General features: G+C 61.2%; 23 protein-coding genes. 8 read left to right on the forward strand and 15 right to left on the reverse strand.

Going from position 1 to position 24,260, the window contains the following annotated elements; genetic code table 11:
- Positions 1 to 173 precede the first annotated feature (173 nt).
- The 6 genes from Q8R10_RS13615 to Q8R10_RS13640 all read right to left on the reverse strand — a co-directional run bounded on the left by Q8R10_RS13615 (position 174) and on the right by Q8R10_RS13640 (position 5,819).
- Positions 174 to 815, reverse strand: a complete 642-nt coding sequence (locus Q8R10_RS13615; protein ID WP_305654377.1) for a TetR family transcriptional regulator — start codon at positions 813 to 815, stop codon at positions 174 to 176.
- Between the two features lie 335 nt (positions 816 to 1,150).
- Positions 1,151 to 1,273 carry a hypothetical protein gene (locus Q8R10_RS13620; protein WP_305654378.1) on the reverse strand — a complete coding sequence of 41 codons (123 nt, stop codon included), beginning with the start codon at positions 1,271 to 1,273 and terminating at the stop codon, positions 1,151 to 1,153.
- A gap of 5 nt (positions 1,274 to 1,278) precedes the next feature.
- Complete coding sequence (locus Q8R10_RS13625; protein ID WP_305654379.1) at positions 1,279 to 1,485, reverse strand: hypothetical protein; 207 nt, start codon at positions 1,483 to 1,485, stop codon at positions 1,279 to 1,281.
- Between the two features lie 131 nt (positions 1,486 to 1,616).
- Positions 1,617 to 2,396: a class I SAM-dependent methyltransferase gene (locus Q8R10_RS13630; protein WP_305654380.1), complete on the reverse strand. Its 780-nt coding sequence runs from the start codon at positions 2,394 to 2,396 to the stop codon at positions 1,617 to 1,619.
- Positions 2,397 to 2,665: 269 nt separating this feature from the next.
- Positions 2,666 to 4,087, reverse strand: a complete 1,422-nt coding sequence (locus Q8R10_RS13635; protein ID WP_305654381.1) for an amino acid permease — start codon at positions 4,085 to 4,087, stop codon at positions 2,666 to 2,668.
- 466 nt (positions 4,088 to 4,553) lie between these two features.
- Positions 4,554 to 5,819: an Hsp70 family protein gene (locus tag Q8R10_RS13640; protein WP_305654382.1), complete on the reverse strand. Its 1,266-nt coding sequence runs from the start codon at positions 5,817 to 5,819 to the stop codon at positions 4,554 to 4,556.
- 166 nt (positions 5,820 to 5,985) lie between these two features.
- Between Q8R10_RS13640 and Q8R10_RS13645 the strand changes: the two genes are divergently transcribed.
- The 8 genes from Q8R10_RS13645 to Q8R10_RS13680 all read left to right on the forward strand — a co-directional run bounded on the left by Q8R10_RS13645 (position 5,986) and on the right by Q8R10_RS13680 (position 12,629).
- Positions 5,986 to 6,723, forward strand: a complete 738-nt coding sequence (locus Q8R10_RS13645) for an ABC transporter substrate-binding protein (RefSeq protein WP_305654383.1) — start codon at positions 5,986 to 5,988, stop codon at positions 6,721 to 6,723.
- Positions 6,724 to 6,739: 16 nt separating this feature from the next.
- Positions 6,740 to 7,741, forward strand: a complete 1,002-nt coding sequence (locus Q8R10_RS13650) for a type II secretion system F family protein (RefSeq protein ID WP_305654384.1) — start codon at positions 6,740 to 6,742, stop codon at positions 7,739 to 7,741.
- Positions 7,742 to 7,834: 93 nt separating this feature from the next.
- Positions 7,835 to 8,701 (forward strand): oxaloacetate decarboxylase, encoded by an 867-nt coding sequence (locus tag Q8R10_RS13655; protein WP_305654385.1) that lies wholly within the window; start codon positions 7,835 to 7,837, stop codon positions 8,699 to 8,701.
- Between the two features lie 94 nt (positions 8,702 to 8,795).
- On the forward strand, positions 8,796 to 9,059 hold the full coding sequence (locus tag Q8R10_RS13660) for a DksA/TraR family C4-type zinc finger protein (protein ID WP_305654386.1): 264 nt from the start codon (positions 8,796 to 8,798) through the stop codon (positions 9,057 to 9,059).
- 132 nt (positions 9,060 to 9,191) lie between these two features.
- Entirely contained in the window at positions 9,192 to 10,151 is a 960-nt protein-coding gene (locus tag Q8R10_RS13665; protein WP_305654387.1) for a DnaJ C-terminal domain-containing protein, read from the forward strand.
- Positions 10,152 to 10,153: 2 nt separating this feature from the next.
- Complete coding sequence (locus tag Q8R10_RS13670; protein ID WP_305654489.1) at positions 10,154 to 10,459, forward strand: chaperone modulator CbpM; 306 nt, start codon at positions 10,154 to 10,156, stop codon at positions 10,457 to 10,459.
- A gap of 115 nt (positions 10,460 to 10,574) precedes the next feature.
- Complete coding sequence (locus Q8R10_RS13675) at positions 10,575 to 11,510, forward strand: substrate-binding domain-containing protein (RefSeq protein WP_305654388.1); 936 nt, start codon at positions 10,575 to 10,577, stop codon at positions 11,508 to 11,510.
- Between the two features lie 330 nt (positions 11,511 to 11,840).
- Complete coding sequence (locus Q8R10_RS13680) at positions 11,841 to 12,629, forward strand: ABC transporter substrate-binding protein (RefSeq protein ID WP_305654490.1); 789 nt, start codon at positions 11,841 to 11,843, stop codon at positions 12,627 to 12,629.
- 42 nt (positions 12,630 to 12,671) lie between these two features.
- Here the strand turns inward: Q8R10_RS13680 and Q8R10_RS13685 are convergent, their stop codons facing one another.
- The 9 genes from Q8R10_RS13685 to prmA all read right to left on the reverse strand — a co-directional run bounded on the left by Q8R10_RS13685 (position 12,672) and on the right by prmA (position 24,237).
- On the reverse strand, positions 12,672 to 13,418 hold the full coding sequence (locus Q8R10_RS13685; protein WP_305654389.1) for a transporter substrate-binding domain-containing protein: 747 nt from the start codon (positions 13,416 to 13,418) through the stop codon (positions 12,672 to 12,674).
- 176 nt (positions 13,419 to 13,594) lie between these two features.
- Complete coding sequence (locus Q8R10_RS13690; protein WP_305654390.1) at positions 13,595 to 14,191, reverse strand: MarC family protein; 597 nt, start codon at positions 14,189 to 14,191, stop codon at positions 13,595 to 13,597.
- 30 nt (positions 14,192 to 14,221) lie between these two features.
- Positions 14,222 to 16,975, reverse strand: coding sequence for a response regulator (locus tag Q8R10_RS13695; RefSeq protein ID WP_371133338.1), 2,754 nt, complete (start codon positions 16,973 to 16,975; stop codon positions 14,222 to 14,224).
- 144 nt (positions 16,976 to 17,119) lie between these two features.
- Positions 17,120 to 18,409 carry a phosphoribosylamine--glycine ligase gene (purD, locus tag Q8R10_RS13700; protein ID WP_305654392.1) on the reverse strand — a complete coding sequence of 430 codons (1,290 nt, stop codon included), beginning with the start codon at positions 18,407 to 18,409 and terminating at the stop codon, positions 17,120 to 17,122.
- Positions 18,410 to 18,556: 147 nt separating this feature from the next.
- Positions 18,557 to 20,164, reverse strand: coding sequence for a bifunctional phosphoribosylaminoimidazolecarboxamide formyltransferase/IMP cyclohydrolase (purH, locus tag Q8R10_RS13705; protein ID WP_305654393.1), 1,608 nt, complete (start codon positions 20,162 to 20,164; stop codon positions 18,557 to 18,559).
- Between the two features lie 78 nt (positions 20,165 to 20,242).
- Positions 20,243 to 20,593 (reverse strand): DNA-binding transcriptional regulator Fis, encoded by a 351-nt coding sequence (gene fis, locus Q8R10_RS13710; protein ID WP_305654394.1) that lies wholly within the window; start codon positions 20,591 to 20,593, stop codon positions 20,243 to 20,245.
- The gene (gene dusB / locus Q8R10_RS13715; protein ID WP_305654395.1) at positions 20,590 to 21,588 is read right to left on the reverse strand and encodes a tRNA dihydrouridine synthase DusB; all 999 of its coding nucleotides are present in this window, start codon (positions 21,586 to 21,588) and stop codon (positions 20,590 to 20,592) included. The genes fis and dusB overlap by 4 nt, the downstream gene beginning before the upstream one ends.
- A 189-nt stretch (positions 21,589 to 21,777) precedes the next feature.
- Positions 21,778 to 23,244: a DUF3426 domain-containing protein gene (locus Q8R10_RS13720; protein ID WP_305654396.1), complete on the reverse strand. Its 1,467-nt coding sequence runs from the start codon at positions 23,242 to 23,244 to the stop codon at positions 21,778 to 21,780.
- A gap of 114 nt (positions 23,245 to 23,358) precedes the next feature.
- Positions 23,359 to 24,237 carry a 50S ribosomal protein L11 methyltransferase gene (gene prmA / locus Q8R10_RS13725; protein WP_305654397.1) on the reverse strand — a complete coding sequence of 293 codons (879 nt, stop codon included), beginning with the start codon at positions 24,235 to 24,237 and terminating at the stop codon, positions 23,359 to 23,361.
- Positions 24,238 to 24,260 lie beyond the last annotated feature (23 nt).

A 24,260-nucleotide genomic window follows, 5' to 3' on the forward strand; every position in this document is an offset into this window, starting at 1 on the left:
TCCAAGCCTTGTGCGCAGTGATGCGCAAGTATCTGACCGGCGTTTGGGCCTGCATCCAGCAGGGCGAGCGCTTTGATTCCAGCAAACTGTTCAGCAGCATTCACCAAGTGAAAGCTTGACCTCCAACAGAGTATCTACAAAATCGACCTGCAACGTCTAACGGGTGCAGAGCCTTATTGTTGTGCGGGCTTGCCCAGACCTTGCCAGTGCTTGCCACCGATCATGATAAAACGCAGCTGCTCGGTGATTTTCGCTTCGGCGGTCAAGTGCGCCGGCAGCGAGGCGGGCGGGGGGTCGATCAGCTCGGGCAGGGTGGCGAACACGGTTTTCACCACCAGATCGGCAAGCACGTCCATGGCTGGATCATCGAGGTGCGGCATTTTGCGCATCAGTTTCAGGTCGGCGGCCAGGTCATCGGTAATGCGCTGGCGCAGGGCGCCGAGGATCTGTCGCACCGGTTGCGAGCCACCGTATTGCTCGCGGGCGAGAAACAAAAACTGTGGGCGATTGGCTGTCACCGAGTCGATAAAAATCCGCGCGCTGGCCTCGATCATCCCGCCCAGTTCGAACTCGTTGCGGCGTACCGCGCGCAAGGTGTCGCGGAAGGTCTCACCGACCTCGGCCACCAGCGCCAGCCCCAGTTCGTCCATGTCGTGGAAGTGCCGGTAAAAGCCGGTGGGCACTATGCCGGCCAGACGGGTCACCTCGCGCAGGCTCAGGCTGCCAAACCCGCGACCGCCGTCCATCAGGCTGCGCGCAGCCGCCATCAAGGCTTGGCGGGTTTGCAGTTTTTGTTCGGCGCGGGGAGAAGACATGGTTGGCGGGCATCCTTGGCAATAGCGGCACTCTATCAAATGCGGGCTCGGTGCTGAAACGTATCTGGGTCTATCGCCTGCCGAATGCCGGGCAGCCGGCTTAACGGCTAGCTCTTCCAGAATTTAGGCACGGCCATCAGCGCCAAGCCAATCGCCCAGAGCAACCAAGGGTCGCTGATAAAATACGGGTAGCCGATCAGTGCTATGCCGCTGAAGAAGGCCGCCTGACCAGACTGTGTGAAAACTACTGCGCTCGGTTATGCGGCGTTAAAAACAGACTCAAAATGCTCATTTACAACCCGTAAACTGCGCTTTTTCGCCTGTTTTTGCCTTGCCTAACCTTCGCTCGCTACGTTTTCACACGGCCTGTGACGCTGCTGTTTTTTGCCGTAGATCAGGTAGCCGACGCCGATTGAGCCGAATAGCAGGCGGCTGAGCAGGGTCGCAGTGCTATCCATGGGGCTTATTGCTGCTGGCTTTCGAGATTTTGCAGGCGTTGCTCGTTGAGTGCGTTGGTTTGCTCTATCTGCTGTTTGAGTTGTTGCGCTTGCTGTTGCAGTTGCTCTGCTTGCTTGGCTTGCAGGCTGGCCACCGCAGCGGTTTCACCGAGGCCGCAAGCGCTGAGACTGGCTAGGCTGAACAGGCAGATGGCGAGACGAAAACTGTGCATGGGGCGCTCCAGGATAATGTGAGGTATGGCCCATTGTAGGGCGGCCTCGGCGCAGCCAGTCCGCCATTTTTGCGCCCCGCCGCCGATCTGTGACGAATTGCCGATTAACGGCGCCCAGTTGTTAGTGATGGCTACATTCGCCAGATCAACAGCGTTGAGGAGCGCCAGTCATGCAGCTCGATTTGCTCGGTGGGCGCGACGCCGGGGATGGCGAAGCTGTTGCTGATCAGCAGGGCGTTCGGCTGCATTTCGGCGCGGGCCTTGAGCCAGAGTTTGGCCATCGGCGCCGGCGACAGAAAGCAGTAGACCGCGTCATAGCCGGCCAGCGGCTGTTGCCAGAGATTGCGGTAGCGGATCTGGCAATTAGGTCGCAACAGGCAGCGCAACCAGGCCAGAACGAATACCAGCGGCGCGGTCTCGACCCCGACAAACTGCGCCTGCGGGTAGCGTCGCGATAGCTGATAAAGGCTGCCGGCCAGGCCGCTGCCCAGGTCGATATAGCGAAACTCCGGCGCCAGGGGACGCAGCAATAGCTCCAACTGCTGACAGGTTTTTTGTCCGGTCAGATACAGCGGCACCCGCTCGCGCAGGCTGTTCCAGTTCAGCAGCAAGAGCAGCACAAAGGCGCCGAGCAAGGCGCTGGGGGGGAGCTGTTGGCCATTGAGCAGTAACAGCGCGGGCACAAACAACAGATTGATTGGCAGCCACCAGCTCGGCAACTTAAGCCGGCGGCCCAGCAGCGCGGCCAACAGTCCTTGCAGTAACCCGGCGGCGATTGGCTGGGGGCGATACGCCCAGGAGGCATGGGCGGCGATGACCAAGAGCAGCACCAACACCCCTGCCCCCAGCTGCGCCAAGAGTGCGCGCAGGGCCGGGTGGTGCAGGGCGGGATGCTGTTGCAGTGCTGTCATCGAGCGGGTCCGCTGTGGATGGCGGCATCCTAGCATTTAAGCCTGCCGGGTAAACGTGGCGAAACACATCGAACCAAAGAGCGGGTTTGTGACCCATATGGACGAGGGAAATGCAGCAAGCCGCTGGGAGCGGCTGCTGTCCCTTGATGCAGTAGGAGGGGATTTATCCGCAACTGGCCAGTGCAGACAACACCAACATCAAGGCTGACGCTCTCTTACGCAAGGCCACACGGGCTTAACAGGTAGCGGGTCATTTCAAACATTGCGACTTACGAAGCCGAAGGCATCACAGCTTGCGTCACTTTGGTCGGATGCAGCTTGAACGCGTAGAACACCACCGCCAGCAGCACTAGGAACGCCGGGCCGACATACAGGGCGATGCGGGTGTCCGGGAAGTAAGCCATCAGACCGACCACCAGCGCCAGGAATGCCAGCGCCAGGTACGAACTCACCGGGAACAGCCACATGCGGTACTTGAGCCCTGCACGTTCAGCCAGGCTCAGGCCTTTGCGAAACTTAAGCTGGGCCAGCAGGATCATCACCCAGGTCCAGATGGCACCAAAAGTGGCGATAGCGGTGACCCAGACGAAGACCTTCTCAGGCGCCAGGTAGTTGAGCAACACGCCCAGCAACAGCGCACCAATCGACAGCAGCAAGGCACGACGTGGCACGCCGTTGCTCGAGGTCTTGGCGAAACCCGCCGGAGCCTGACCGTTCTGCGCCAGGCTGTAGAGCATGCGACCGGTGCTGAAGATGCCACCGTTGCAGGACGACAGTGCGGCAGTGATCACCACAAAGTTGATGATGCCGGCGGCGGTCTTGATGCCCAGACGCTCGAAGGTCATCACAAACGGGCTGCCCTGGGTGCCGATTTCGTTCCACGGGTAGATCGATAGGATCACAAACAACGCGCCGACGTAGAACAGCAGAATCCGCCAGAACACCGAGCCGATCGCATTCGGAATGGTCTTTTGCGGGTTCTTCGCTTCACCGGCGGTCAGGCCGATCATCTCAACACCCAGGTAGGCGAACATCACCATTTGCAGGGACATCAATACGCCTTGCACACCGTTGGGCATAAAGCCGCCGTGGCTCCACAGGTTGGAAATCCCCAGCGCCACGCCGTCGTTGCCGAAGCCGAACGCAATCACGCCGATGCCACCGACGACCATCGCGATGATGGTGACGATCTTGATCAGAGCGAACCAGAACTCGAATTCACCGAAGGCTTTGACCGCGATCAGGTTGATCGAACCCATGCTCACCAGCGCCGCCAGCGCCCAGATCCAGCGGGGCACCTCGGGGAACCAGACGCCCATGTACACCGCCACCGCGGTGATTTCCGCGACGCAGGTCACCAGCCACAGGAACCAGTAATTCCAGCCGGTGAGGAAGCCCGCCAGCGGGCCGAGGTAGTCTTGGGCATAGCGGCTGAAGGAGCCGGCCACCGGGTTATGCACGGCCATCTCGCCGAGGGCGCGCATGATCACCAGAATCGCCAGCCCGCCGATGATGTAGGACAGCATGATCGCCGGGCCGGCCATTTCGATGGCCTTGGCCGAGCCGAGGAACAGACCGACACCGATACAGGCGCCGAGCGCCATTAAGCGAATATGCCGTTCGCCGAGTTCGCGTTTGAGCGGGCCGCCCTGAGCGGTCTCGCCTTGGAGCAAGTGGTTACCAACTGGCATAGGGATACAACCTCGTCTTGTTATTGGATAAGACCACTGAGTGTTCGAAGCGCTGACCGATAAGCCAGAGCTTCCCGAAACCGGACCTGCTTCGTGGGCAGCTCCGTTCTGTAGGACAAAACCTGCAAAATCAGCGGGGCCTGCAGTATAAAAAGCTTCCGGCAGGGGATTTCACTCTATAAACCACTACATTCAGCGAGAAGTCTCGGGGAGATTTCGATTTGTGGAGGTGTATTACCTGGGTTTTGTCCGTTTATTCAGCGCTGAAATGGCGTCGAGTATTGCCTCGTAATGGTCTGTCGTCATGCCTCGACCTCGGTCGTTTTTACCCATTTCAGGTTGCTGGTCCAGCCATCTCAGGCAGCAGTTGCCAGTACAGATAGGACGGTGGCGGGCTAGCAGTCGAGTCAAATTCGACAATGGCGATCCGTCGGCGCTGATTAGTCTTGTGGAGTGCAACCCGCCGCTAGCCGTAGCGCTTCTTGGCTTCAATCGCCAGGCCGCTGCCGATGCTGCCGAACACGTTGCCTTCCACATGGCGGGCATTCGGTAGCAAGGCGGCGATTTGCTGGCGCAGCGCCGGGATGCCGCTGGAGCCGCCGGTGAAGAACACCGTGTCGACTTGCGCCACGCCAATGCCGGCCTTGTTCAGCAGTTGCGCGACGCTGTCTCTTACCCGTTCGAGCAAACCGTCAATGGCGTTGTTGAGGTCGGCGCGGGTCAGGGTCACGGCCAGCTCGGCTTCGATCCGCTGCAGTGACAGGTGATGCTGCTCGACGCTGCTGAGGGCGATCTTGCTGTCTTCCATCTGCATGGCCAGCCAATGCCCGGCGCGCAGTTCGATCAGTTTCAGTAGGCGGTCGACGCCCGTGGTGTCTTGGCAGTCGTAGCGCATGCTTTTCAGCGCCAGTTGGGATTTTTGCGCGTATACGGCGTTAATCGTGTGCCAGGTGGCCAGGTTCAAATGGGTGCTGGTGGGCATCGGCGCCGCGCTTTTCATCCGGCTGCCGTAGCCGAACAGCGGCATCACCGCCTGCAGGCTCAGTTGCTTGTCGAAGTCGGTACCGCCGATATGCACGCCGCCGGTGGCCAGAATGTCGCTGTGCCGTTCGGCGTGCATGTGCCGCTCGGGCGCCAGGCGGATCAGGGAGAAGTCCGAGGTGCCACCGCCGATATCGACGATCAGCACCAGCTCTTCGCCGGTGATGGTGCTTTCGTAGTCGAAGGCCGCGGCGATCGGCTCGAACTGAAACGACACCTCCTTGAAGCCGATGGTCTTGGCCACGGTGATCAGGGTGTCGGCGGCCTCGGCGTCGGCTTTCTCGTCGTCATCGACGAAGAACACCGGGCGGCCCAGCACCACTTGTTCGAACGGCCGGTCGGCAATGGTCTCGGCGCGCTGTTTTAGTTCGGCCAGAAACAACCCAAGGATCTGCTTGAAGGGCATGGCGCTGCCGAGCACCGTGGTTTCGCTTTTCAGCAGCTTGGAACCCAGCAGGCTTTTCAGCGAGCGCATCAAGCGGCCTTCATAGCCTTCCAGGTATTCGTGCAGGGCCAGGCGGCCGTAGACCGGGCGGCGTTCTTCGAAGTTGAAGAACAGCACCGAGGGCAGGGTGATCTTGCCGTCTTCGAGCGGCAGCAAGGTGGCGGCATCCGGTTGCAGCCAGCCGACGGTGGAGTTGGAGGTGCCAAAATCGATGCCCAGGGCATTGGCGGGAGGACTAAGACTCATGCGACGGCTGTTCCGGGAAAAAACGGCCGCGCAGTGTATGCGAGTGTGCCGGCCGATGCGCGGGGAAATGTCTGCCGCGCATCGGCCGACAGCCGCTAAGGCATGCCGTCGACGTAAGGCCAGCTAGGCTCAAAGCACTGGATAGGACTCTACGGAGGGGTGACGAATGCGTGAGTGCCTGCTTGCCGTGCTGCTGCTGAGTTGGGCCTTGCCGGACGTGACGCTGGCCGAGCTGCTGTTGCTTACCGAAGAGGCGCCGCCGACCAGTTTTTTGCAGGATGGCAAACCGGCCGGCTTGGCGGTGGAAGTGGTCGAGCAACTCCAGCAGCGCAGTGCCAGGCCCGCGCACATCGAGCTGCAGCCTTGGACGCGCGGCTACCAGTTGGTTAAAACCCAGGCCGACACGGCGTTGTTTCTGATGGTGCGCACGCCCGAGCGGGAAAGTCTGTTTCAGTGGGTGGGGCCGATTCTGCAGGGCAGGACCAATTTCTACTCGCTGAAAGCCAATCACCTGCAACTCCATAGCCTCGAGGCGGCCAAGCAGGCGGGCACAGTCGCGGTACCCAAGCAGTGGTACACCTACGAGGCGCTGGCGGCTCTGGGGTTCGATCTGTACGGGACGCGCGGCCCCAAACAGATGGTCCGCATGCTCAAGGCTGGGCGGGTCAAGTTGATCGCCACCGAAGACCTGACCCTGCGCGGTGAATTGGCCAGTGGCGGCCTGACGCCCGAGGAGGTGGAAGCGCAGTTGGTATTGATGAAGTCGGATTACTACATCGCCTTTTCGCGGCAGACGGACGCGGCCGTGGTGGCCGAATGGCAGCGCCAACTTGACGGCATGCGTGAGGACGGTAGCCTGACGGCGATCATCCAGCGTTGGTTGCCGGGTGTCAGCCAACCTTGATTCGTGGAACCCTTGCATGCCTTCATCTTCTCGCGGGTCATTGCCCTTAGCCGAGCGCGCGGCATTATTTGGCCAATTGGCGGCGCTGGAGCAGGCCGGGGTGCCGGTCGAGCGGGCCTTCGCCATGCTGCAGCTGTTGCCTGCCAGTCAGGCGCGCGTCGTCGCTGCCGGGCAGCAGATTGCCAAGGGCCGGGATCTGGCCGGTGCCGGTCAGTGCAGCGGTTTGTTTAGCGCGCTGGACGTGACCTTGTTGCAGGCCGCACAAAGCGCCGGCAGCCCGGCGCGGGTCTATCAGCGCCTGGCCAAACACTATGAGCAGCAAGCCCAGCAGGCCAAGAATCTGCGTTCGCGGCTGCTGTTGCCAGCCGCCATGTTGCTGTTGGCATTGCTGGTGCAGCCCTTGCCCAGTTTGGTCAGTGGCCTGCTCAGCCCGGCGGGCTATGTCTGGGGCGTGCTGCAGCCTTTATTGCTGATCGTGCTGGTGTTTTATTCGGGCCGCCGCTATTGGCAGCGCTCCCAGACTCCGGCGGCGCTGGGCAGCGCCAGCCTGCTGGATGCCTGGCTGCTGCGCCTGCCCGTGCTGGGCGCGGCCCATGCACGGCGCAATGTGCGCGATTATGTGGAAACCCTCGGCTTGCTGCTGGAAGCCGGCCTGCCGATGTTCAGCGCGCTGCCCAAAGCCTTGGCCACCTTGAGCAATAGCCAGTTACGCCAAGACTTCTTGGCCTTGCAGCTGCGGGTGCTGGGCGGTGAGTCCTTGGCGGTGGCGTTGCGGCCGATGGAGTTTCCCGGCCAGCCACTGCTGCTCGGGTTGATTGCCAGTGGCGAGGCCAGCGGGACCTTGGCGGCCAGTTTGTTGAGTTATGCCCAACACGAGACCTTGGCGTTGGCCAGCCTGCAAGAGCAACTGGCCACTTGGTTGCCGCGCTTGGCCTATGTGCTGGTGGCGCTGTGGATGGCCTATGGGTTGCTGACCGGCGCTGGCATTGTCAGCCAGCTACCACCGGAGTTGCGTTAACGGTGGCAGGGCTCGCACTCGACCGGATCGCGATGTGCCTTGCCGGCGGCGGCAAACGACTGACTAGTAACTATTGATTGGCAGGACAGGTTAATGCAGCGAATTTCTCACCAACAACTGCGCAGTGCATTTCGGGCGCTGCTGAGCGGCGACTGCTGTTATCACACCGCCTCGGTCTTCGATCCGATGTCGGCGCGGATTGCCGCCGACCTGGGCTTTGAAGTGGGCATCCTGGGTGGCTCGGTGGCGGCCTTGCAGGTGTTGGCCGCGCCGGATTTTGCCCTGATTACCCTCAGTGAGTTTGTCGAGCAGGCTACCCGCATCGGCCGGGTGGCGCGCCTGCCGGTGATTGCCGACGCCGACCATGGCTATGGCAATGCGCTGAATGTGATGCGCACCGTGGTGGAGCTGGAACGGGCCGGCGTTGCCGCCCTGACTCTGGAAGACACCCTGCTGCCGGCGCAATTCGGGCGCAAGTCCACCGACCTGATTGGCGTGGCGGAAGGCGTCGGTAAAATCCGTGCGGCCGTGCAGGCGCGGGTCGACGGCGAACTGGCGATCATCGCCCGCACCCATGCCGGCGTGTTGTCGGTGGCCGAGGTACTGGAACGCACTCAGGCCTACCAACAGGCCGGCGCCGATGCCATCTGCCTGGTCGGGGTGCGCGATTTTGCCCACCTCGAACAGATCGCCGCGCACCTGAGTGTGCCGCTGATGCTGGTCACCTACAGCAACCCGCAGTTGCACGGCGATCAGCGCTTGGCCGAGTTGGGCGTGCGCATCGTGGTCGACGGGCATGGCGCTTACTTTGCCGCGATCAAGGCCACCTACGACTGCCTGCGCCAGCAACGACAAATCACCACGGCCACCGACTTGAGCGCCTCCGAGCTGGCGCACAAGTACACCCATCCCGAGGACTACTTTGTCTGGGCGCGGGAATTTATGAACGTGAAAGAGTAACGCGTCGGTCGTTGGTGGCCCGATCAGCTGCCTTGCAAAAGCCTCTGGATGCGCCCATACCATCAAGAACAAGGCTTATTGTGTGGGAGGCAGCATGGCGGGTGGTTGGATGGCCGATGGGGCCGTGCAAGAGCAAATCGACAACAGCATTGAGGATGCCGTGCAGCGCGCCCGCAGCCAATTGCCGACGGGCGATAGCCTTAGCCATTGCGAGGCCTGTGGGGAAGAAATCCCGCTGGCGCGGCGCGCGGCAATCAAAGGTGTGCGCCTGTGTGTGGCCTGTCAGACTGAGCGCGATAAACAGCAGGCCGTGAGTGGCTATAACCGCCGCGGCAGCAAAGACAGCCAATTGCGCTAAGCCGCCGGGCTGTCCGCTGCGCCGCTCGGGCCTCGCGCCGGGCGCTGATTTAAAGCTAAGCAATACGCTGTGCAACCTCCGGGCAGGCAATGCTGGAGGCATCGTTGTTGATGCATGACTCAAGGTGGGGCGATGGAATTCAAGGATTACTACAAGGTGCTCGGGGTTGAACCGGGCGCGGATGACAAGGCCATCAAGACCGCCTACCGCAAGCTGGCGCGCAAATATCACCCGGACGTCAGCAAGGAAAAGAACGCCGAGCAGCAGTTTAAAGAGGCGTCCCAAGCCTACGAAGCGCTGAAAACCGCCGACAAGCGTGCCGAGTACGATGAACAGCGTCAGCAGGCGCAACAGGGCCGGCCTTTTGCGCCGCCACCGGGGTGGCAGTCGCGTGGTAATGCTGGTTTTGCCGATCAATTTGGCGGCGGTGGGGGTGACTACTCCGATATTTTTGAGTCGATGTTTGCTGGCGGTGGGCGTTCGCGCGGCCCGCAAGGCCGTGCCCGCAACAGTGCGCGACGAGGATCAGACGTGGAAATGGAATTGCCGATTTTGCTGGAAGAAACCCTGGCGGATGAGGCTAAGAAGGTCGTCTTCCAGGTGCCGCAGCATAGCGCTGACGGCCAGCCGCTGGCCGCGATCAACAAGACCCTCAACGTGAAAATTCCGGCTGGAGTGACCGATGGCGAGCGCATTCGCCTCAAAGGCCAGGGCGCGCCGGGGCTGGGTGGGGCGGCGAATGGCGACCTGTATTTGATCATCCGCTTGGTGCCCCATCCGCTGTTTGATGTCGAGGCCCATAACCTGATCATCACCGTGCCGCTGACGCCTTGGGAAGCCGCGTTGGGCGCCAAGGTGGCGGTGCCGACCCTGACCGGCAAGATCAATCTGACCATTCCGGCCAATACCCAGAGCGGCCAGCGCTTACGGGTCAAGGGCAAGGGGCTGGTCAACAAGCTCGGTGAACGTGGCGACTTGTATGCACTGTTCAAAATCGTCATACCGCAGCAGGTCGATGAGCAAAGCCGCCAGCTGTGGGCGCAACTGGCTGAAACCGCTGCCTTCGACCCGCGTGCCGAATGGAGTAAGTAATGATGAGCAGCAGCCTGATTCTGCCGTTGAATGTCGACGAACTCTGCCAGTCGGCCGAGCTGTCCGTCGAGCACCTGCTGGAGATCGTTGAATACGGGATTCTCCAACCCTCTGGCCAGACCCCTGCGCAGTGGTTGTTCGATGCCGGCGCCTTGGTTGTGGTCAAGCGGGCGTTGCGGCTGCGCCGGGATCTGGACCTCGAGTGGGCCGGGATTGCTCTGGCGCTGGAGTTGATGGCGGAGCTGGAGCAACTGCGCCACGAAAATAGCCAGTTAAAGCTGCGCTTGAGCCGCTTTGAACAGCCCTGAAACGAGCTTTTCGTAGCGCTTAAGGGGCGAACTGCTAGAGTCAAAAAGAGGCTTCTGGGTTAGCCCGTAGCCTTGGCGAACTAATCAGCTTGACTGCGCTTTTAGGGTGGCCGGTATGTCCAGATCTGCACTTGTTGTTCGCGGCTTATGGCTTTCATTGCTGCTGGTGCAGACGGCGGACGTGCACGCGCAAGACTGCATCGGGGTGGTCACCAGTGGTGGCGGCGCGAGTTTTTGGCAGCAGGTTGGCAGTGGTGCGCAGGCTGCGGGCGTGGCTGAAAATGTCGCGGTCTATGTGCGCGGGCCGATCCGCGAGGGCGACGTGGCGGGGCAGCTGCAAATCATCGAAAAAATCTTGCAGCACGCCTGCAAGGCGTTGGTCATCGCCCCTGCCGGCGCGGCGATTTCAGCCCGCGCCGCCGAGCTTAAATTACGCGGCGTGAGCACCCTGTATATCGACCGCGATGCCGGCGACAGCAGTGCGGTAGTGGCGGTGCTCAGTACCGATAATTTTAACGCCGGGGTGATGGCCGGTGAGCAGATGGTTAAGCTGTTGGGCGGTCATGGCGCGGTGGCGTTGTTGCGTCATCAGCAGGGCATTGCTTCCAGCTCAGAGCGCGAGCGCGGCTTTGTGCAAAGCGCCACGGCCGGCGGTTTACAAGTAGTGTTCGACCAATATCTGGGCGACGACACTCAGCTGGTGCTAAGCAATTTTGCCGGCGCAGTAGCGCACTTAAATGGCGTGTTCACCCCTAACCAATCGACCAGTTTGCTGACCCTTGGAGCGCTGCGCCGGCTAAAGGCGGCGGGTCGCGTTACCCACATAGGTTTTGATGGTGACTCAGTGCTGATCGAGGCCGTGCGCAGCGGCGAACTCGCCGGCGTGGTGCTGCAGCAGCCCTATCAAATGGGCTATCAGGGCGTGCAGCAAGCCGCGCGTTTATTGCGTGGTGAAGCCGGCGGTCCGCGGCAAGTGCGCCTGGCGGCGTTGTACGTCAATCAAGCCAATCTCGACCAGCCTGAAGTCATGCGGTTATTGCCTAAGCCGTAATGAATGGCGCTGTACCTGTTGCAAAGGACCTAACCTTTCGAAAGAGGGAATTAGCCTTGATACGTGTGCGCTCTGCACCGGCCAAACGAGGATTTATCCACGAAGCAAGCGTCAGTGCGCTGACAACTCTGCAGTGTCACAACCATTCTTTTCCCCATATTCACCCAGCTCGCAAACCAGTGAATCGCCTCTGTTTTCGTAGACACTGCATTGACTGTTGGCTATCTGGGTACGGAGCACTTGGTTTGGCAGCTCGCTGAGATCTGACCTAGAGTTATGCGCAGGTCGACACAAGCACAAGCGCCCCCGCAAAGGCGAGGCCGTGTGCGCATGCCGGCCGTGTGTGCACCTTCGAATTTAGCGGCAGGAGATAACTCTATGCAATTCATACGCAAGTGGCTGTGCGCCGGTATGCTCATGCTGTTGCCGGTTATGGCCATGGCAGAAACACTGACCGCAGTGGGTGACCCTTGGCCGCCATTTCTCGATCCGAGCCAAGCCAAGCAAGGCGTAGCCACTGAGATTGCCCAGGCGGCTTTCGCCACTCAGGGGTACCACGTCGAGTTGAAATTTATGCCTTGGCAACGTGCCATTGATGGCGTCAGCCATGGCGAGTTCGACATCCTCATCGGTACCTGGAAAACCCCTGAGCGTGAAGGCTTCTTAGAGTTCAGTGAGCCCTATGCGGTCAATGATTTGAAATTTATCAAACGTAAAGGCGACAGCTTTGAGTTTACTGACCTGAATAGTCTGAGCGGCAAAAAGATCGGCATCGTGCGCGGCTATGGCTACAGCGAGGCGTTTTTGCAGGCCAACAACTTCAAGCGCGAGGAGACACCCACCCTCATCTCTAATTTGCTAAAGCTGGTCAATAAGCGCATCGATCTCACCCTTGAGGATGAGCTCGATGCCCGCAACATTATTAGTAAAGAACAGCCGGAGTTGCTCGATGCCATTGAGTTTGTCTCCCCGCCCATCTCAAGCAATGGCTTACATGTCTCCGCGGGGCTGAAAAACCCCAAGCATGCCGCCATTATTGCCGCCTTCAACAAAGGCTTTGCGATCATCAAGGCGAATGGCCAGCTGGCCGAGATTTTAAAGCACAACGGTATGCAGTAAGCGCCGCCATGCTCACGAGTAACCCCTAGACCAAGTCTGGCGCTAGGGGCTTGGCGGGCGGGTCTCGATGGCGCGATTGAGCTTGGCCATGACTGCGCTGGAGACATCCTTGCTGCAGACAATAAAACGCTCCAGCCCGGCCGGCAGGTCGCTGAACTGATACTCGGTGATGTTCTCCAGTCCCGCCTCCCGGCTGCGCAGGTACTGCCAGTCGGCTTGGTCGGCGAACATGTAGTTGACTCGATTGGCGGCCACCATGCGCATCAGGTTGGTGGGTGAGACGGTGGGGTGCTCGACCTGATTGGCGCTGTGCTTGATCAGCAGATCGAGCGCCGGGCCATAGGACACACCATCAATCACTCCCAGGCTGATACTGGGGTCGGCCAGCAGCGCGTTAACCTTCTTGTGGGCCTGGATGGCGGGCAGCGCTTTGGGGCCGACCAACAAAATATGTGGCGGATCAACGTGGAAGGCACGGGTGAACTGGGCCACTAGCTCACGCTCAGGCAGGCGATACCAGCCAATCGAGCAGAAGGCTTTTTTACCGTACTCAAAGTCATGCCAGATGCGTTTGGCCGGCGTCTGGACAAACACCGCCGGTACTTGGGCCTGGGCAAATATCTGCTTGGCCCGCAGCAGCAGAAAGCCCTGGGCGATGCCGTTGTCGTTGTAGTGATAGGGCGCCTTGTCCCGCCACGCCACAGTGATGGGTTCCTCTGCGGGTTCCTGGGCCAGGACTGGCAGGGCGAACAAGCCGCTCAATAACAGGTACGGCAGCGCAGCTTTCATGGTGAGGGTTCCGGACAGTGGCTGCGGCTGACGTGGCACCCTGGACGGCGGCGCTGAACGGCAGCAAAGCTATTGCGCAATTGTAGCTCAAACTACCTTGGTGTCGGCATTCGGGCGGGCGTTGCAGGCGGTGTGAAAATTACTGCGCTCGGTTATGCGGCCTGATTGGCGAGGACTTACAGCACCAGGTAGTTCTTCACCCCGGTGAAGATAATCTGCGCGGCCAGGGCGCAGACAAACAGGCCCATCAAGCGGCTGACGATCTGCAAGCCTTGCTCGCCGAGCAGGTGCTCGAACAGGTCCGACAGATACAGCACTAAGCCCACTGTGATGCTGGCGATGACGATTGCCGCCAGGGCCAGCAAACGGGTGTCCCAGTGGGGCTGGCCGGCGCTCATCACCAGCAGCGCGCCGATGGTGCCGGGGCCGACGGTCAGTGGGATGGTCAGTGGCACTATGGTGACGTCTTGCTGCAGGTTATCGACCTGCACCACCGGCTTGCCCTGAGCCATGCCGAGGGCCGAGATAAACAGCACTGAGCCTGCGCCAATCCGGAAGGCGTCGATGGTGATGCCAAACAGGCTGAAGATATGTTGGCCGAACAGGTACAGCAGGCCACTGGCGATCACGGTGCCAAGCGCCACCTTGCAGGCCAGCACTTTGCGCTCTTTGCGGGTGTAACCCAGGGTCAGGCTGATAAAACACGACAGCACGAAAAACGGGCTGTAGAGCACTAGCATTTTCAGGTACAGACTGAACAACTCGGTGAGCATGGGCGCGGCTCTGGGGCAGGCAAACGGCAGTTAGGACGATAGTGCGGCGTTGGCTTCGCGCTGCCGACGCAGTTCGCGTTCGGCAACCCAGTGCTCAATCAGTTCCCGCAGGTGCGACAGTTCTATCGGTTTGGCCATATGGCCGTCCATGCCGACCTGACGAGCGCGCTCCTTGTGCTCGGACATAATATGCGCGGTTAACGCCACCACCGGCGTGCGCGGCTGATGATGCTCGACTTCCCAGGCACGGAGCATTTCGGTGGCGGTAAAGCCATCGAGGACCGGCATTTCACAGTCCATCAGCACCAGGTCGTAACGCTGCGCCTGGATCGCCCGCAAGGCTTCTTCGCCGTTGTTGGCAGTGTCGGGCTGCAGGTTGAGCTTGGCCAGCATGCCGCGAATCACCTTGGTGGAGATACTGTTGTCTTCGGCCACCAGGATGCGGAAATCGCTGGGGATCGGCGCTGCGGGTGGCGGCGCGATGATGCGCATGCTGCTTAGGGGCGCGCCGCGCTGGAGTTGGCTGAGTTCGTCGGCGAGGGTGGTTTTTAGCGCGTAGCCGGCCACCGGCTTGGCCAGAATGCGTTTGATCCCGGCGTTGCGGGCGATGATCTTGCTCGGCGCATTGCTGATGCCGGTGAGCATGATGACCAGAATGTCGTTGTTTAAGCTGGGGTCTTCCTTGATCTTGGCCGACAGCTGCATGCCGGTCATGCCCGGCATGTCCTGGTCGAGCAGCACCACATCGAAGTGTTCACGCAGGTGCGCGCGAGTGCGCAAGATCGCCAGGGCTTCCTTGCCGCTGGAGGCCTCGCTGGCGTTCATGCCCCAGCTGGTGCATTGCTGCTGCAGCACTTTGCGGCAGGTGTCGTTGTCGTCCACCACCAGCACCCGTTTGCCTTGTAACTGCTGGTCAAAATCACTGGTGGGGTACTGCAGCCGCTCGCTGTCCAGGGGCAGGGTCAGCCATAGGGTATTGCCGCGCTGGGCGCCGCTTTGCACGCCAAACTGGCCGTCCATCATATGGATCAGCTGGCGGGCGATAATCAGGCCCAGGCGGCCACCGAGCTTGCTGTTGGCGAGAAAATCCTTGCTTTGCAAGGCGGCGTTGAGCAGGGCGTCACGCTCATCGGCTTGCAGCGGCTGGCCACTGTCCTGGATGGCGATGCGCAGGCGGGTTTCGCCGGCGCTGTTGTCCAGAGCCGCCACCAGCAGGATCTCGCCTTCGGCGGTCAGCTTGAAGGCGTTGTCTAGCAAACTCAGCAAGGCTTGGCGCAAGCGGCTCGGGTCGCCACTGATGACCCGTGGCACCTGCGGCTGAATAAAACTGATCAGCTCGACTTTTTGCTGTTCGGCCTTGCTGCGGAAAATCGCCAGGCAGTCGTCGATCAGGGCGTTGAGGTCGAACTGCACCTCGTCCAGTTCAATCTGCCCGGACTCCAGCTTGGAGATGTCGAGGATCTCGTTGATCAGCGTCAGCAACTCATTGCCGGCGCTGTGGATGGTCTGCACGTAGTCGAGTTGCTTGGTCGACAGCGGCGTGCCGAGCAGCAGTTCGCTCATGCCCAGTACGCCATTCATCGGTGTGCGGATTTCATGGCTGATGCGCGCCAGAAATTCGGCCTTGGCATTCAGCTCGGCGAGGCTGGCCGCACGGGCACGACTGAGGCTGAAGTCGGCGTGCAGGATGCGCCGCTGGCGCTCGCTGAGGGCGATGCTGAGCATGAAATGGCAGGCGATGGTGGCGCTCAGTTGGCCAAAGTTCAGCCATTCAGACTCGACCTGCCAGTAGCCAAAAAACACCGGCAAGGCACCGGCAAAGGTCAGGCTAAACATCAGCAGGGCGAGGGTGAACAGCCGCGCCGGTCGATAACCGTGGCGCCAATGATAAGCGGCGACAATAAACATGCTCAGCCCGCCAATGGCGATCAGCACATAAACCAGTTGGTTGAACTGCACATCAGTGACGATCAACAGCAACACGCAGGTCAGGCCGATCAGTACCATCTCCGCCAGCAGCAGCTTGGTCAGCGGCGTGGAGGGGCACACCTGGCGGAAAAAGCTGGCTGTAAAGGCCAGGGTGCAAAGCATGCCGAGCAGGATCGAAAAGTTGAGAATGCTCGGCTGCGCAGTTTGCCACTGGCCCAGCCAGGGCGTGGTAATCCCCAGCATGGTCATGGCGGCGACCAGCAAGGTTAGCTGGGTGGCGGCCAGCCACAGGGTGCTGGGGGTGCGCACATAGGCAAAACGCACCAGGTTGTAGAGCACCAGCATCACAATGCTGCCGAGCAGGCAGCCAAACAGCAAGGCGCGGCTGTCATCGGCGGCCAGTGCCGGGGTTGATTGCAGGCTGACGTCTGGGCGCAGTGCATGTTGCGAACTGAGTCGCAGGTATAAATCGATCGGCTGGCTGGACTCTGGCAATGGCAACAGGAAGTTACGGCTGGCCAGCGGCCGGCTGCTCAGCGGTAGCTTGTTGCCGGTGCGGGTATGGCTGAGTTGCTGCGAGCCTTGCAGCAGATAGAGGTCGAGGTATTCGAGATACGGCGAGAACACCCGCAGCATTTGTTCGGCCTGATTGGCCGGCAGGCGGTAATGCAGCCACAGCGCCGACTGGCCGCCGGGGCTGTAAAGCTGATTGAGTTGAACCGGGGAAAACTGCGTGACGCGTTCAGCCGAGCTGACTTCGTCCAGTTGCAGCGTGCCTTGAGTGTCGAGCAGCAGGCTCCAGCCAGGCTCTTGCTCTTGTGCGTGGACGGGCAAGGTGACGACGAAACTCAGCATTAAGCTGACGATTAGAGCAATGGCAATCCTGAGCCGGGGCACGGGCGAAATCCCTTCGAAGTAATTGTGCAAATTATAACCAGTCTACGCCTCGATGCTAGCCCGCAACAGACAGCCTGTCGCGGGCCTGCAGGTCGATGCTTATTAGTCTTCGCCGCGCTCGCGGGCGATGGCGCGATAACCGATGTCGTCGCGGTAGAAACAACCCTTCCAGCTGATCTGCTCGGCGAGCGCATAAGCCTGCTGCTGGGCGGCCAACACGCTGTCGCCCATGCCGGTGGCGCAGAGTACCCGGCCACCGCTGGTGACTATCTGACCGTCCTGCAATGCGGTGCCGGCGTGGAACACTTTACCCGGCAAGGCCGCGGCGTTTTCCAGACCGTTAATCACATCGCCCTTGGCATAGTCGGCCGGGTAGCCGCCGGCGGCCAGTACCACGCCCAGACTTGGCCGTGGGTCCCACTGGGCTTCAACCTTGTCCAGGGCCTGGGCTTCGGCGGCTTCGATCAGCAGCACCAAGGACGACTGCAAGCGCAACATCACCGGCTGGGTCTCGGGGTCGCCGAAGCGGCAGTTGAACTCGATCACTTTCGGGTTGCCGGCTTTGTCGATCATCAGCCCGGCATACAGAAAACCGGTGTAGACATTGCCCTCGCTGGCCATGCCTTTAACAGTCGGCCAGATCACTTCGTCCATCACCCGCTGATGCACGGCGGGGGTGACCACCGGGGCTGGCGAATAGGCGCCCATGCCGCCGGTGTTTGGGCCGCTGTCGGCATTGCCGACGCGCTTGTGGTCCTGGCTGGTGGCCATCGGCAAGACGTTTTTGCCGTCGACCATGACGATAAAGCTGGCTTCTTCGCCGTCGAGGAACTCCTCGATCACCACCCGCGAACCGGCTTCACCGAAGGCATTGCCGGCGAGCATGTCGCGCACTGCGTCTTCGGCTTCAATCAGGGTCATGGCGACTATCACGCCTTTACCGGCGGCCAGGCCGTCGGCCTTGATCACGATCGGCGCGCCGACTTTCTGCAGGTAGGCCAGGGCCGGCTCGACTTCGGTGAAGTTCTGGTAATCGGCGGTGGGGATGTTATGCCGGGCCAGGAAGTCCTTGGTGAAGGCCTTGGAGCCTTCCAGCTGCGCCGCGCCCTTAGTCGGGCCGAAGCAGCGCAAATTGCGACTGCGGAACAGATCAACCACACCAGCCACCAACGGCACTTCCGGGCCGACTATGGTCAGGCTGACGTTGGCGGCGGCGAAATCGGCCAGCTGCTCCAGGGCCAGCACGTCGATGGCGACGTTCTCGCACTTGGCTTCAGTGGCGGTGCCGGCGTTGCCGGGCGCGACGAAGACTTTAACGATGCGCGGGTCTTGCGCGACTTTCCAAGCCAGGGCGTGTTCACGTCCGCCGCTGCCGATGATCAATATATTCATGTCGGTCTCCTTAGGGAGGCTGGGCCTTGGCCCTTTTGGTGGGAAATGCTGCGCAGTTTCCCACCCTACAAAACGGTCCCGGAGTGCATCCGGGTTACGGCGCTGGCGTAGGGTGGACAACCGAAGTTGTCCACCACCGGGCCGCTATTAGTGACGGAAATGACGCATGCCGGTGAATACCATGGCGATATTGGCTTCGTCGGCGGCGGCTATCACTTCCGCATCGCGCATCGAACCGCCCGGTTGAATCACCGCGGTGATGCCGTTCTTGGCGGCGTTGTCCAGGCCGTCGCGGAACGGGAAGAAGGCATCCGATGCCATCACCGATCCGGCGACTTGCAGGCCGGCGTGCTCAGCCTTGATCGCGGCGATCCGCGCCGAGTTAACCCGGCTCATCTGGCCGGCGCCGACGCCGATGGTCTGGCGGTTCTTGGCGTAGACAATGGCGTTGGATTTAACGTATTTAGCCACTTTCCAGGCGAAGATCAGGTCGTGGATTTCCTGCTCGGTCGGTGCGCGCTGGGTAACGATCTTCAGGTCTTCTGCCTTGATCATGCCGATGTCGCGGCTCTGTACCAGCAGACCGCCGTTGACCCGCTTGAAGTCCCAGGCGGCGCTGCGCTCGGCGGCCCACTCGCCACATTCCAGCAAGCGCACGTTAGCTTTGGCGGCGACCACGGCACGGGCCTCCAAGCTGATTTTTGGCGCGATGATTACTTCGACAAATTGACGGTCGACGATGGCCTGGGCGGTGGCGGCGTCCAGTTCGCGGTTGAAGGCGATGATGCCGCCGAAGGCCGACTCGGTGTCGGTGGCGTAGGCCAGCTCATACGCTTGGCGGATGCCGCCTTCGCTATCGAGGGCCACGGCCACGCCGCACGGGTTGGCGTGTTTGACGATCACACAGGCCGGCTTGACGAAGCTTTTTACGCACTCAAGGGCGGCGTCGGTGTCGGCCACGTTGTTGAACGACAGTTCCTTGCCTTGTAGTTGTACGGCGGTGGCGATGCAGGCTTCGCCTTTTTGCGCCTCAACATAGAAGGCCGCGCTCTGGTGCGGGTTCTCGCCGTAACGCATTTCCTGCGCTTTGATGAACTGGCTGTTGAAGGTCTGCGGGAAGGCGCTGCGGCCTTCGGTGCTCAGCGTCTCGGCTGCCTGGTCGATGGTGCCCAGGTAGTTGGCGATCATGCCGTCGTAGGCAGCGGTGTGCTCGAAGGCTTTGAGCATCAGGGCGAAGCGCTCGGCGTAGGTCAGGCCGCCATTTTTCAGGCTGGCCAGCACGCTGGCGTAGTCGCAGGCATTCACCACGATAGCCACGTCTTTGTGGTTTTTGGCGGCCGAGCGGACCATGGTCGGGCCGCCGATATCGATGTTTTCAATCGCGGTCGGCAGGTCGCAACCGGGTTTGGCGATGGTGGCGGCGAACGGATAAAGGTTCACCGCGACCAGGTCAATCGGGCGAATGCCGTGCTCGGCCATAATGGCGTCGTCGATGCCGCGACGACCGAGGATGCCGCCGTGGATTTTCGGGTGCAGGGTCTTCACCCGGCCGTCCATCATTTCCGCGAAGCCGGTGTAGTCGGCCACTTCCACCGCCGCCACGCCATTGTCTTGCAGCAGCTTGAAGGTGCCGCCGGTGGAGAGGATTTCCACGCCAAGCTCAACCAGTTCACGGGCGAATTCGAGGATGCCGGTCTTGTCGGAGACGCTGATCAGGGCGCGGCGGACAGGGAGGCGTGTGGTCTGGTCGGTCATGGTGTTTTCCATCAGGCGTAGAGAGGGGTAAGCAAAAAGGGCGACCGTTGGCGGTCGCCCTTTTGATTTAATCTGGGTTTACAGCAGGTCGTACTGCTTGAGCTTCTTGCGCAGGGTGCCGCGATTCAGACCCAGCAGCTCGGAGGCCTTGGTCTGGTTGCCCTTGACGTAGTTCATCACGGTTTCCAGCAAGGGCGCTTCGACTTCCGACAGCACCAGGTTGTACACGTCGGTGACGTCGGCGCCTTCCAGTCGCGAGAAATAGTTGTGCAGCGCCCGCTCGACATTGCCGCGCAGGGTCTGGCCTTCAGCGCTCGGGGTATTCAGGTGCTGCTTAAGATTTACGTTGTCGCTCACCGCAGTTGCCCCGTTAAAACGTGTTTCATCAAAGCCTTCTCCGTTAAGGAAATGCTCGGTAATGGTGTTCATGCTGCCGCCCCTTCTGCGTGGTTATGGCACTCAATAAAAAACTTTTGAACGCTGACGTGCTGCGCTTCGGTTGTTTCTAAACGGTTGAACTGGCTACGAAACTCCCGCGCGCAAGGCAAGGTGGCCAGGTACCAGCCGACATGCTTGCGGGCGATACGTGGGCCCATCACCTCGCCATAGAAGGCGTGCAGCGCGGCCAGGTGTTGCAATAAAATCTGTTCCACTTCCTGCAAGCTGGGCGGCGCCAGTTGCGCGCCGGTGGCCAGAAAATGCGCGATTTCGCGAAAGATCCATGGTCGTCCTTGGGCCGCGCGGCCAATCAGTAAGCCGTCGACACCGGTGGCGGCCAACACTTGACGGGCCTTCTCGGGCGAGTCGATATCTCCGTTGGCGAATACCGGAATCGACACGGCCTGCTTGATCGCGGCGATGGTTTCGTACTCCGCATCACCTGTGTACAGGTCGGCGCGGGTGCGGCCATGCACGGCCAGGGCGCTAATGCCGCTCTGTTCGGCGATCTTGGCGATGTTGATGCCGTTCTTGTGCTCGCGGTCCCAGCCGGTGCGGATCTTCAGGGTCACCGGCACCGTCACGGCAGCGACCACCGCCTGAAGAATCTCGGCGACCAGGCTTTCATCCTTCATCAGCGCGGAGCCAGCGGCCTTGTTGCAGACTTTTTTGGCCGGGCAACCCATGTTGATATCAATAATCTGTGCGCCCATTTCGACATTCCGCCGCGCCGCTTCTGCGAGCATCTGCGCATCGCCGCCGGCGATCTGCACCGAGCGGGGTTCGGCATCGCCGCTATGGATCATGCGCAGGCTCGATTTTCGCGTGTTCCATAGGCGCACATCGCTGGTGACCATCTCGGACACTACCAAGCCGGCACCCAGGCGCTGACAAAGCTGGCGAAATGGCTGATCCGTGACTCCGGCCATGGGCGCGAGAATCAGCTGATTAGGCAATGTATACGGGCCGATGCGTACCGCCGACATGGGTCTTCCCTGCAGTTGGCTGGATCGGTGAGAGTGCGAAAAAGGGTTGGCATGATACCCGCTCTCGGTGTCAGGTTAAAGACTGACTTGAACAAAATATGAGCAGTTGCGGGCTTATAGCGAAGAGTTTGGATGGCGCTGCAGGCGCCCGAGAGTCGGCGCCTGCACGGTGTTTCGCGCGGCCTGGCGTTACTCGGGCGAGTGGAAGCTCAGGCTGTAGTTCACGGCCTTGGTACCGGGGTCGAGGATGTCCAGGGAGATGTGGATCGGCGTCTGCGGCGGCATTTCCGCCTGGCCAGCCAGCTCGCCGGCCAGGTATTCACTGGGCTTGAAACTGCGGCTGGCCAGCAGCTTGCCATTCAGGTCGGCGAAGCGCAGTTCCAGCAGCGGGAAGGGCTGCGAAAATGCCGCGCGGTTGTACAGAATCGCGTCGACCACCAGGGCGCCGGTGAACTCGGGATGGCTGCGCACCACCAGGTTGCTGCTCTTGATCAGGCTGATCTCGACCTTGGACGGCAGCTTGCAGCCGATGCTCGGGCAGAACTCGGCAAACCAGGGGCGGTATTGATCTTGTCGCGCCAGCTCGGCGAAGTGATAGCTGACGTATTGCGTGCCCAGGGCGGCCACTGCCAGCAGATTGATCACTAGCCAGGCGAGCTTGCGGCCCCAGGGTTTGTTCGGTTTGCGCCAGTCGAGTTGTAGGGGTTCTTGGGCCAGGTTGAACAGACCTTCGTTGCGCAGCTGCGGCTCATGGCGCACGTTGTGGTATTGCGCATCGCCGATTTCTTCGTCGGCGCTTGGCGCTTGCTGCTGCTCTTGCTCGTCGTCGGCAGCGCTGTCGTCGAAGCTTGGCTCGTTGCGCTCGGCCCGCAGCGGTGTCGAGTCTTGGTCCTGCTGCTGGTCGGCCGTGTCGAGTTCCAGGGTTGAGCTGTCGGTGAGAAACGCGTAAGTGCCGGCAATGGTCGGCTCGGCAGCCTTGGCGGCGGCTTCGGGGGGCGGCTCGGGTTTGGCTGCCGCTGGCGCAGATTCAGGCGTTGCCGGCGCTGCTGAGATCGGCTGGGCTGGCGGCGGCACAACAGCCGCAGGGCTGCTCAGATTGCGACTAGCCGCTGCGGATGGCGCCGGCGTTACTGGACGGCTGGGGGGATCATTGCTGAGCAGCTTTTCTGCCCAGTCGTCGTCGTAGGGCTTGCTTGCTTCGCGGGTGGTGAGAAAGCGCTCGGCCGGCAAAGGCGCGCGTTCGAGGGCGAGAAACTCTTGGGAGAGCTGGTGCTCTTGCTCCTCCAGTTTGGCCAGTGCCTCGTCGAGATCAAGGCTGTCCAGGTCCAGGTCATCGTGAATCCACAGGGTTTCGCTCGGCTGTTTGCCGGCCGGTGTCGCCTGCGCCGAGATGCTGGCTGCACTAGGTGCGGCGGCCGGCCTGACGCTGGGTTGCACGGGCTGTGGGCTGGCGCTGCTGCTTGGGCGCGGGCTGGGCGTGGCAGCGGGCGCGGCTTTAACCAGTGCCGGCTGTTCGCTAAGCAGTTGCTGGGCAGCATTGAACACGTGCAGGCAGGCGCCGCAGCGGACTGCGCCATGGGCGGCGCCCAACTGCGCGCGGCTAACGCGAAAGCTGGTGCGGCATTGCGGGCATTGGGTGACAAAGCTGTCGATCATGCGGCGGTCCGTGCGAAACAAGGCGCTAGTTTAACCTAAGCCCGCAGGCCAGTAGCTGTGAAAGCTGCTGCGCTTGGTTATGCGGGCATTTGCAGCTATTGGGTGCTTCGCCTGTTAGCGGCGGCGGCCGCTGATGCGTACCCAGCCATCGCGTATGCACAGTGGATCAAGCTCGAAAGCTTCGGCGTAGGCCGCAGCCACGTCCTCACCTTGTTCGGCAAGGATGCCCGACAGTGCCAGGCGGCCACCCGACTTGACCAGGCTGATCAGCTGCGGCGCCAGCGCGACCAAAGGGCCGGCGAGAATATTGGCGACCACCACGTCGGCCTGCACTGCGGGCAGATCCTCGGGCAAGTACAGCGGGAAGCGGCTGGCGTCGATGCCGTTGCGCTCGGCGTTGTCGCGCGACGCTTCGATGGCCTGGTAGTCGATGTCGGTGCCGACCGCCTGTTTGGCGCCGAGCAGCAGGGCGGCGATGGCCAAAATCCCCGAGCCGCAGCCAAAGTCCAGCAGATTGCAGTCGGTTAAGTCCTGACCGTCGAGCCATTCCAGGCACAGCGCGGTGGTCGGGTGGGTGCCGGTGCCGAAGGCCAGGCCCGGATCGAGCAGCAGATTGACCGCGTCGGGTTCGGGGGCGGCGTGCCAGCTTGGCACTATCCACAGGCGTTGACCAAAACGCATGGGGTGGAAGTTGTCCATCCAGCTGCGTTCCCAGTCCTGGTCGGCCAGCACTTCAGTGTGATGCTGCGGCAATGGCGCGCCGGTCAGTAGCTCCAGGTGGGCGAGCAGTTGCGCAGCGTCGGTGCCGTCTTCAAACAGGGCCAGCAAGTGGGTGTGCGACCAGAGTGGCGTGGTGCCCAGGTCCGGCTCGAAGATCGGCTGATCTTCGGCGTCCATAAAGGTTACCGAGACGGCGCCGACGTTGAGCAGCGCATCTTCGTAAGTCTCGGCCTGTTCTGGGCTGATGGCGAGACGGACTTGTAACCAGGGCATAACGGTAACCTCGAAGACACGAA

Origin of the sequence: Pseudomonas sp., from assembly GCF_030698175.1 — a bacterium.
Lineage (GTDB): Bacteria > Pseudomonadota > Gammaproteobacteria > Pseudomonadales > Pseudomonadaceae > Aquipseudomonas.

Coding starts and splice junctions, on each gene's coding strand:
- prmA (WP_305654397.1), bottom strand. CDS start 24,237: ATGCCCTGGTTACAAGTCCGTCTCGCCATCAGCCCAGAACAGGCCGAG.
- Q8R10_RS13670 (WP_305654489.1), top strand. CDS start 10,154: ATGAGCAGCAGCCTGATTCTGCCGTTGAATGTCGACGAACTCTGCCAG.
- Q8R10_RS13685 (WP_305654389.1), bottom strand. CDS start 13,418: ATGAAAGCTGCGCTGCCGTACCTGTTATTGAGCGGCTTGTTCGCCCTG.
- Q8R10_RS13635 (WP_305654381.1), bottom strand. CDS start 4,087: ATGCCAGTTGGTAACCACTTGCTCCAAGGCGAGACCGCTCAGGGCGGC.
- Q8R10_RS13620 (WP_305654378.1), bottom strand. CDS start 1,273: ATGGATAGCACTGCGACCCTGCTCAGCCGCCTGCTATTCGGCTCAATC.
- purD (WP_305654392.1), bottom strand. CDS start 18,409: ATGAATATATTGATCATCGGCAGCGGCGGACGTGAACACGCCCTGGCT.
- Q8R10_RS13650 (WP_305654384.1), top strand. CDS start 6,740: ATGCCTTCATCTTCTCGCGGGTCATTGCCCTTAGCCGAGCGCGCGGCA.
- dusB (WP_305654395.1), bottom strand. CDS start 21,588: ATGTCGGCGGTACGCATCGGCCCGTATACATTGCCTAATCAGCTGATT.
- Q8R10_RS13720 (WP_305654396.1), bottom strand. CDS start 23,244: ATGATCGACAGCTTTGTCACCCAATGCCCGCAATGCCGCACCAGCTTT.
- Q8R10_RS13625 (WP_305654379.1), bottom strand. CDS start 1,485: ATGCACAGTTTTCGTCTCGCCATCTGCCTGTTCAGCCTAGCCAGTCTC.
- Q8R10_RS13645 (WP_305654383.1), top strand. CDS start 5,986: ATGCGTGAGTGCCTGCTTGCCGTGCTGCTGCTGAGTTGGGCCTTGCCG.
- fis (WP_305654394.1), bottom strand. CDS start 20,593: ATGAACACCATTACCGAGCATTTCCTTAACGGAGAAGGCTTTGATGAA.
- Q8R10_RS13640 (WP_305654382.1), bottom strand. CDS start 5,819: ATGAGTCTTAGTCCTCCCGCCAATGCCCTGGGCATCGATTTTGGCACC.
- Q8R10_RS13675 (WP_305654388.1), top strand. CDS start 10,575: ATGTCCAGATCTGCACTTGTTGTTCGCGGCTTATGGCTTTCATTGCTG.
- Q8R10_RS13690 (WP_305654390.1), bottom strand. CDS start 14,191: ATGCTCACCGAGTTGTTCAGTCTGTACCTGAAAATGCTAGTGCTCTAC.
- Q8R10_RS13615 (WP_305654377.1), bottom strand. CDS start 815: ATGTCTTCTCCCCGCGCCGAACAAAAACTGCAAACCCGCCAAGCCTTG.
- Q8R10_RS13655 (WP_305654385.1), top strand. CDS start 7,835: ATGCAGCGAATTTCTCACCAACAACTGCGCAGTGCATTTCGGGCGCTG.
- purH (WP_305654393.1), bottom strand. CDS start 20,164: ATGACCGACCAGACCACACGCCTCCCTGTCCGCCGCGCCCTGATCAGC.
- Q8R10_RS13660 (WP_305654386.1), top strand. CDS start 8,796: ATGGCGGGTGGTTGGATGGCCGATGGGGCCGTGCAAGAGCAAATCGAC.
- Q8R10_RS13680 (WP_305654490.1), top strand. CDS start 11,841: ATGCCGGCCGTGTGTGCACCTTCGAATTTAGCGGCAGGAGATAACTCT.
- Q8R10_RS13630 (WP_305654380.1), bottom strand. CDS start 2,396: ATGACAGCACTGCAACAGCATCCCGCCCTGCACCACCCGGCCCTGCGC.
- Q8R10_RS13695 (WP_371133338.1), bottom strand. CDS start 16,975: ATGCTGAGTTTCGTCGTCACCTTGCCCGTCCACGCACAAGAGCAAGAG.
- Q8R10_RS13665 (WP_305654387.1), top strand. CDS start 9,192: ATGGAATTCAAGGATTACTACAAGGTGCTCGGGGTTGAACCGGGCGCG.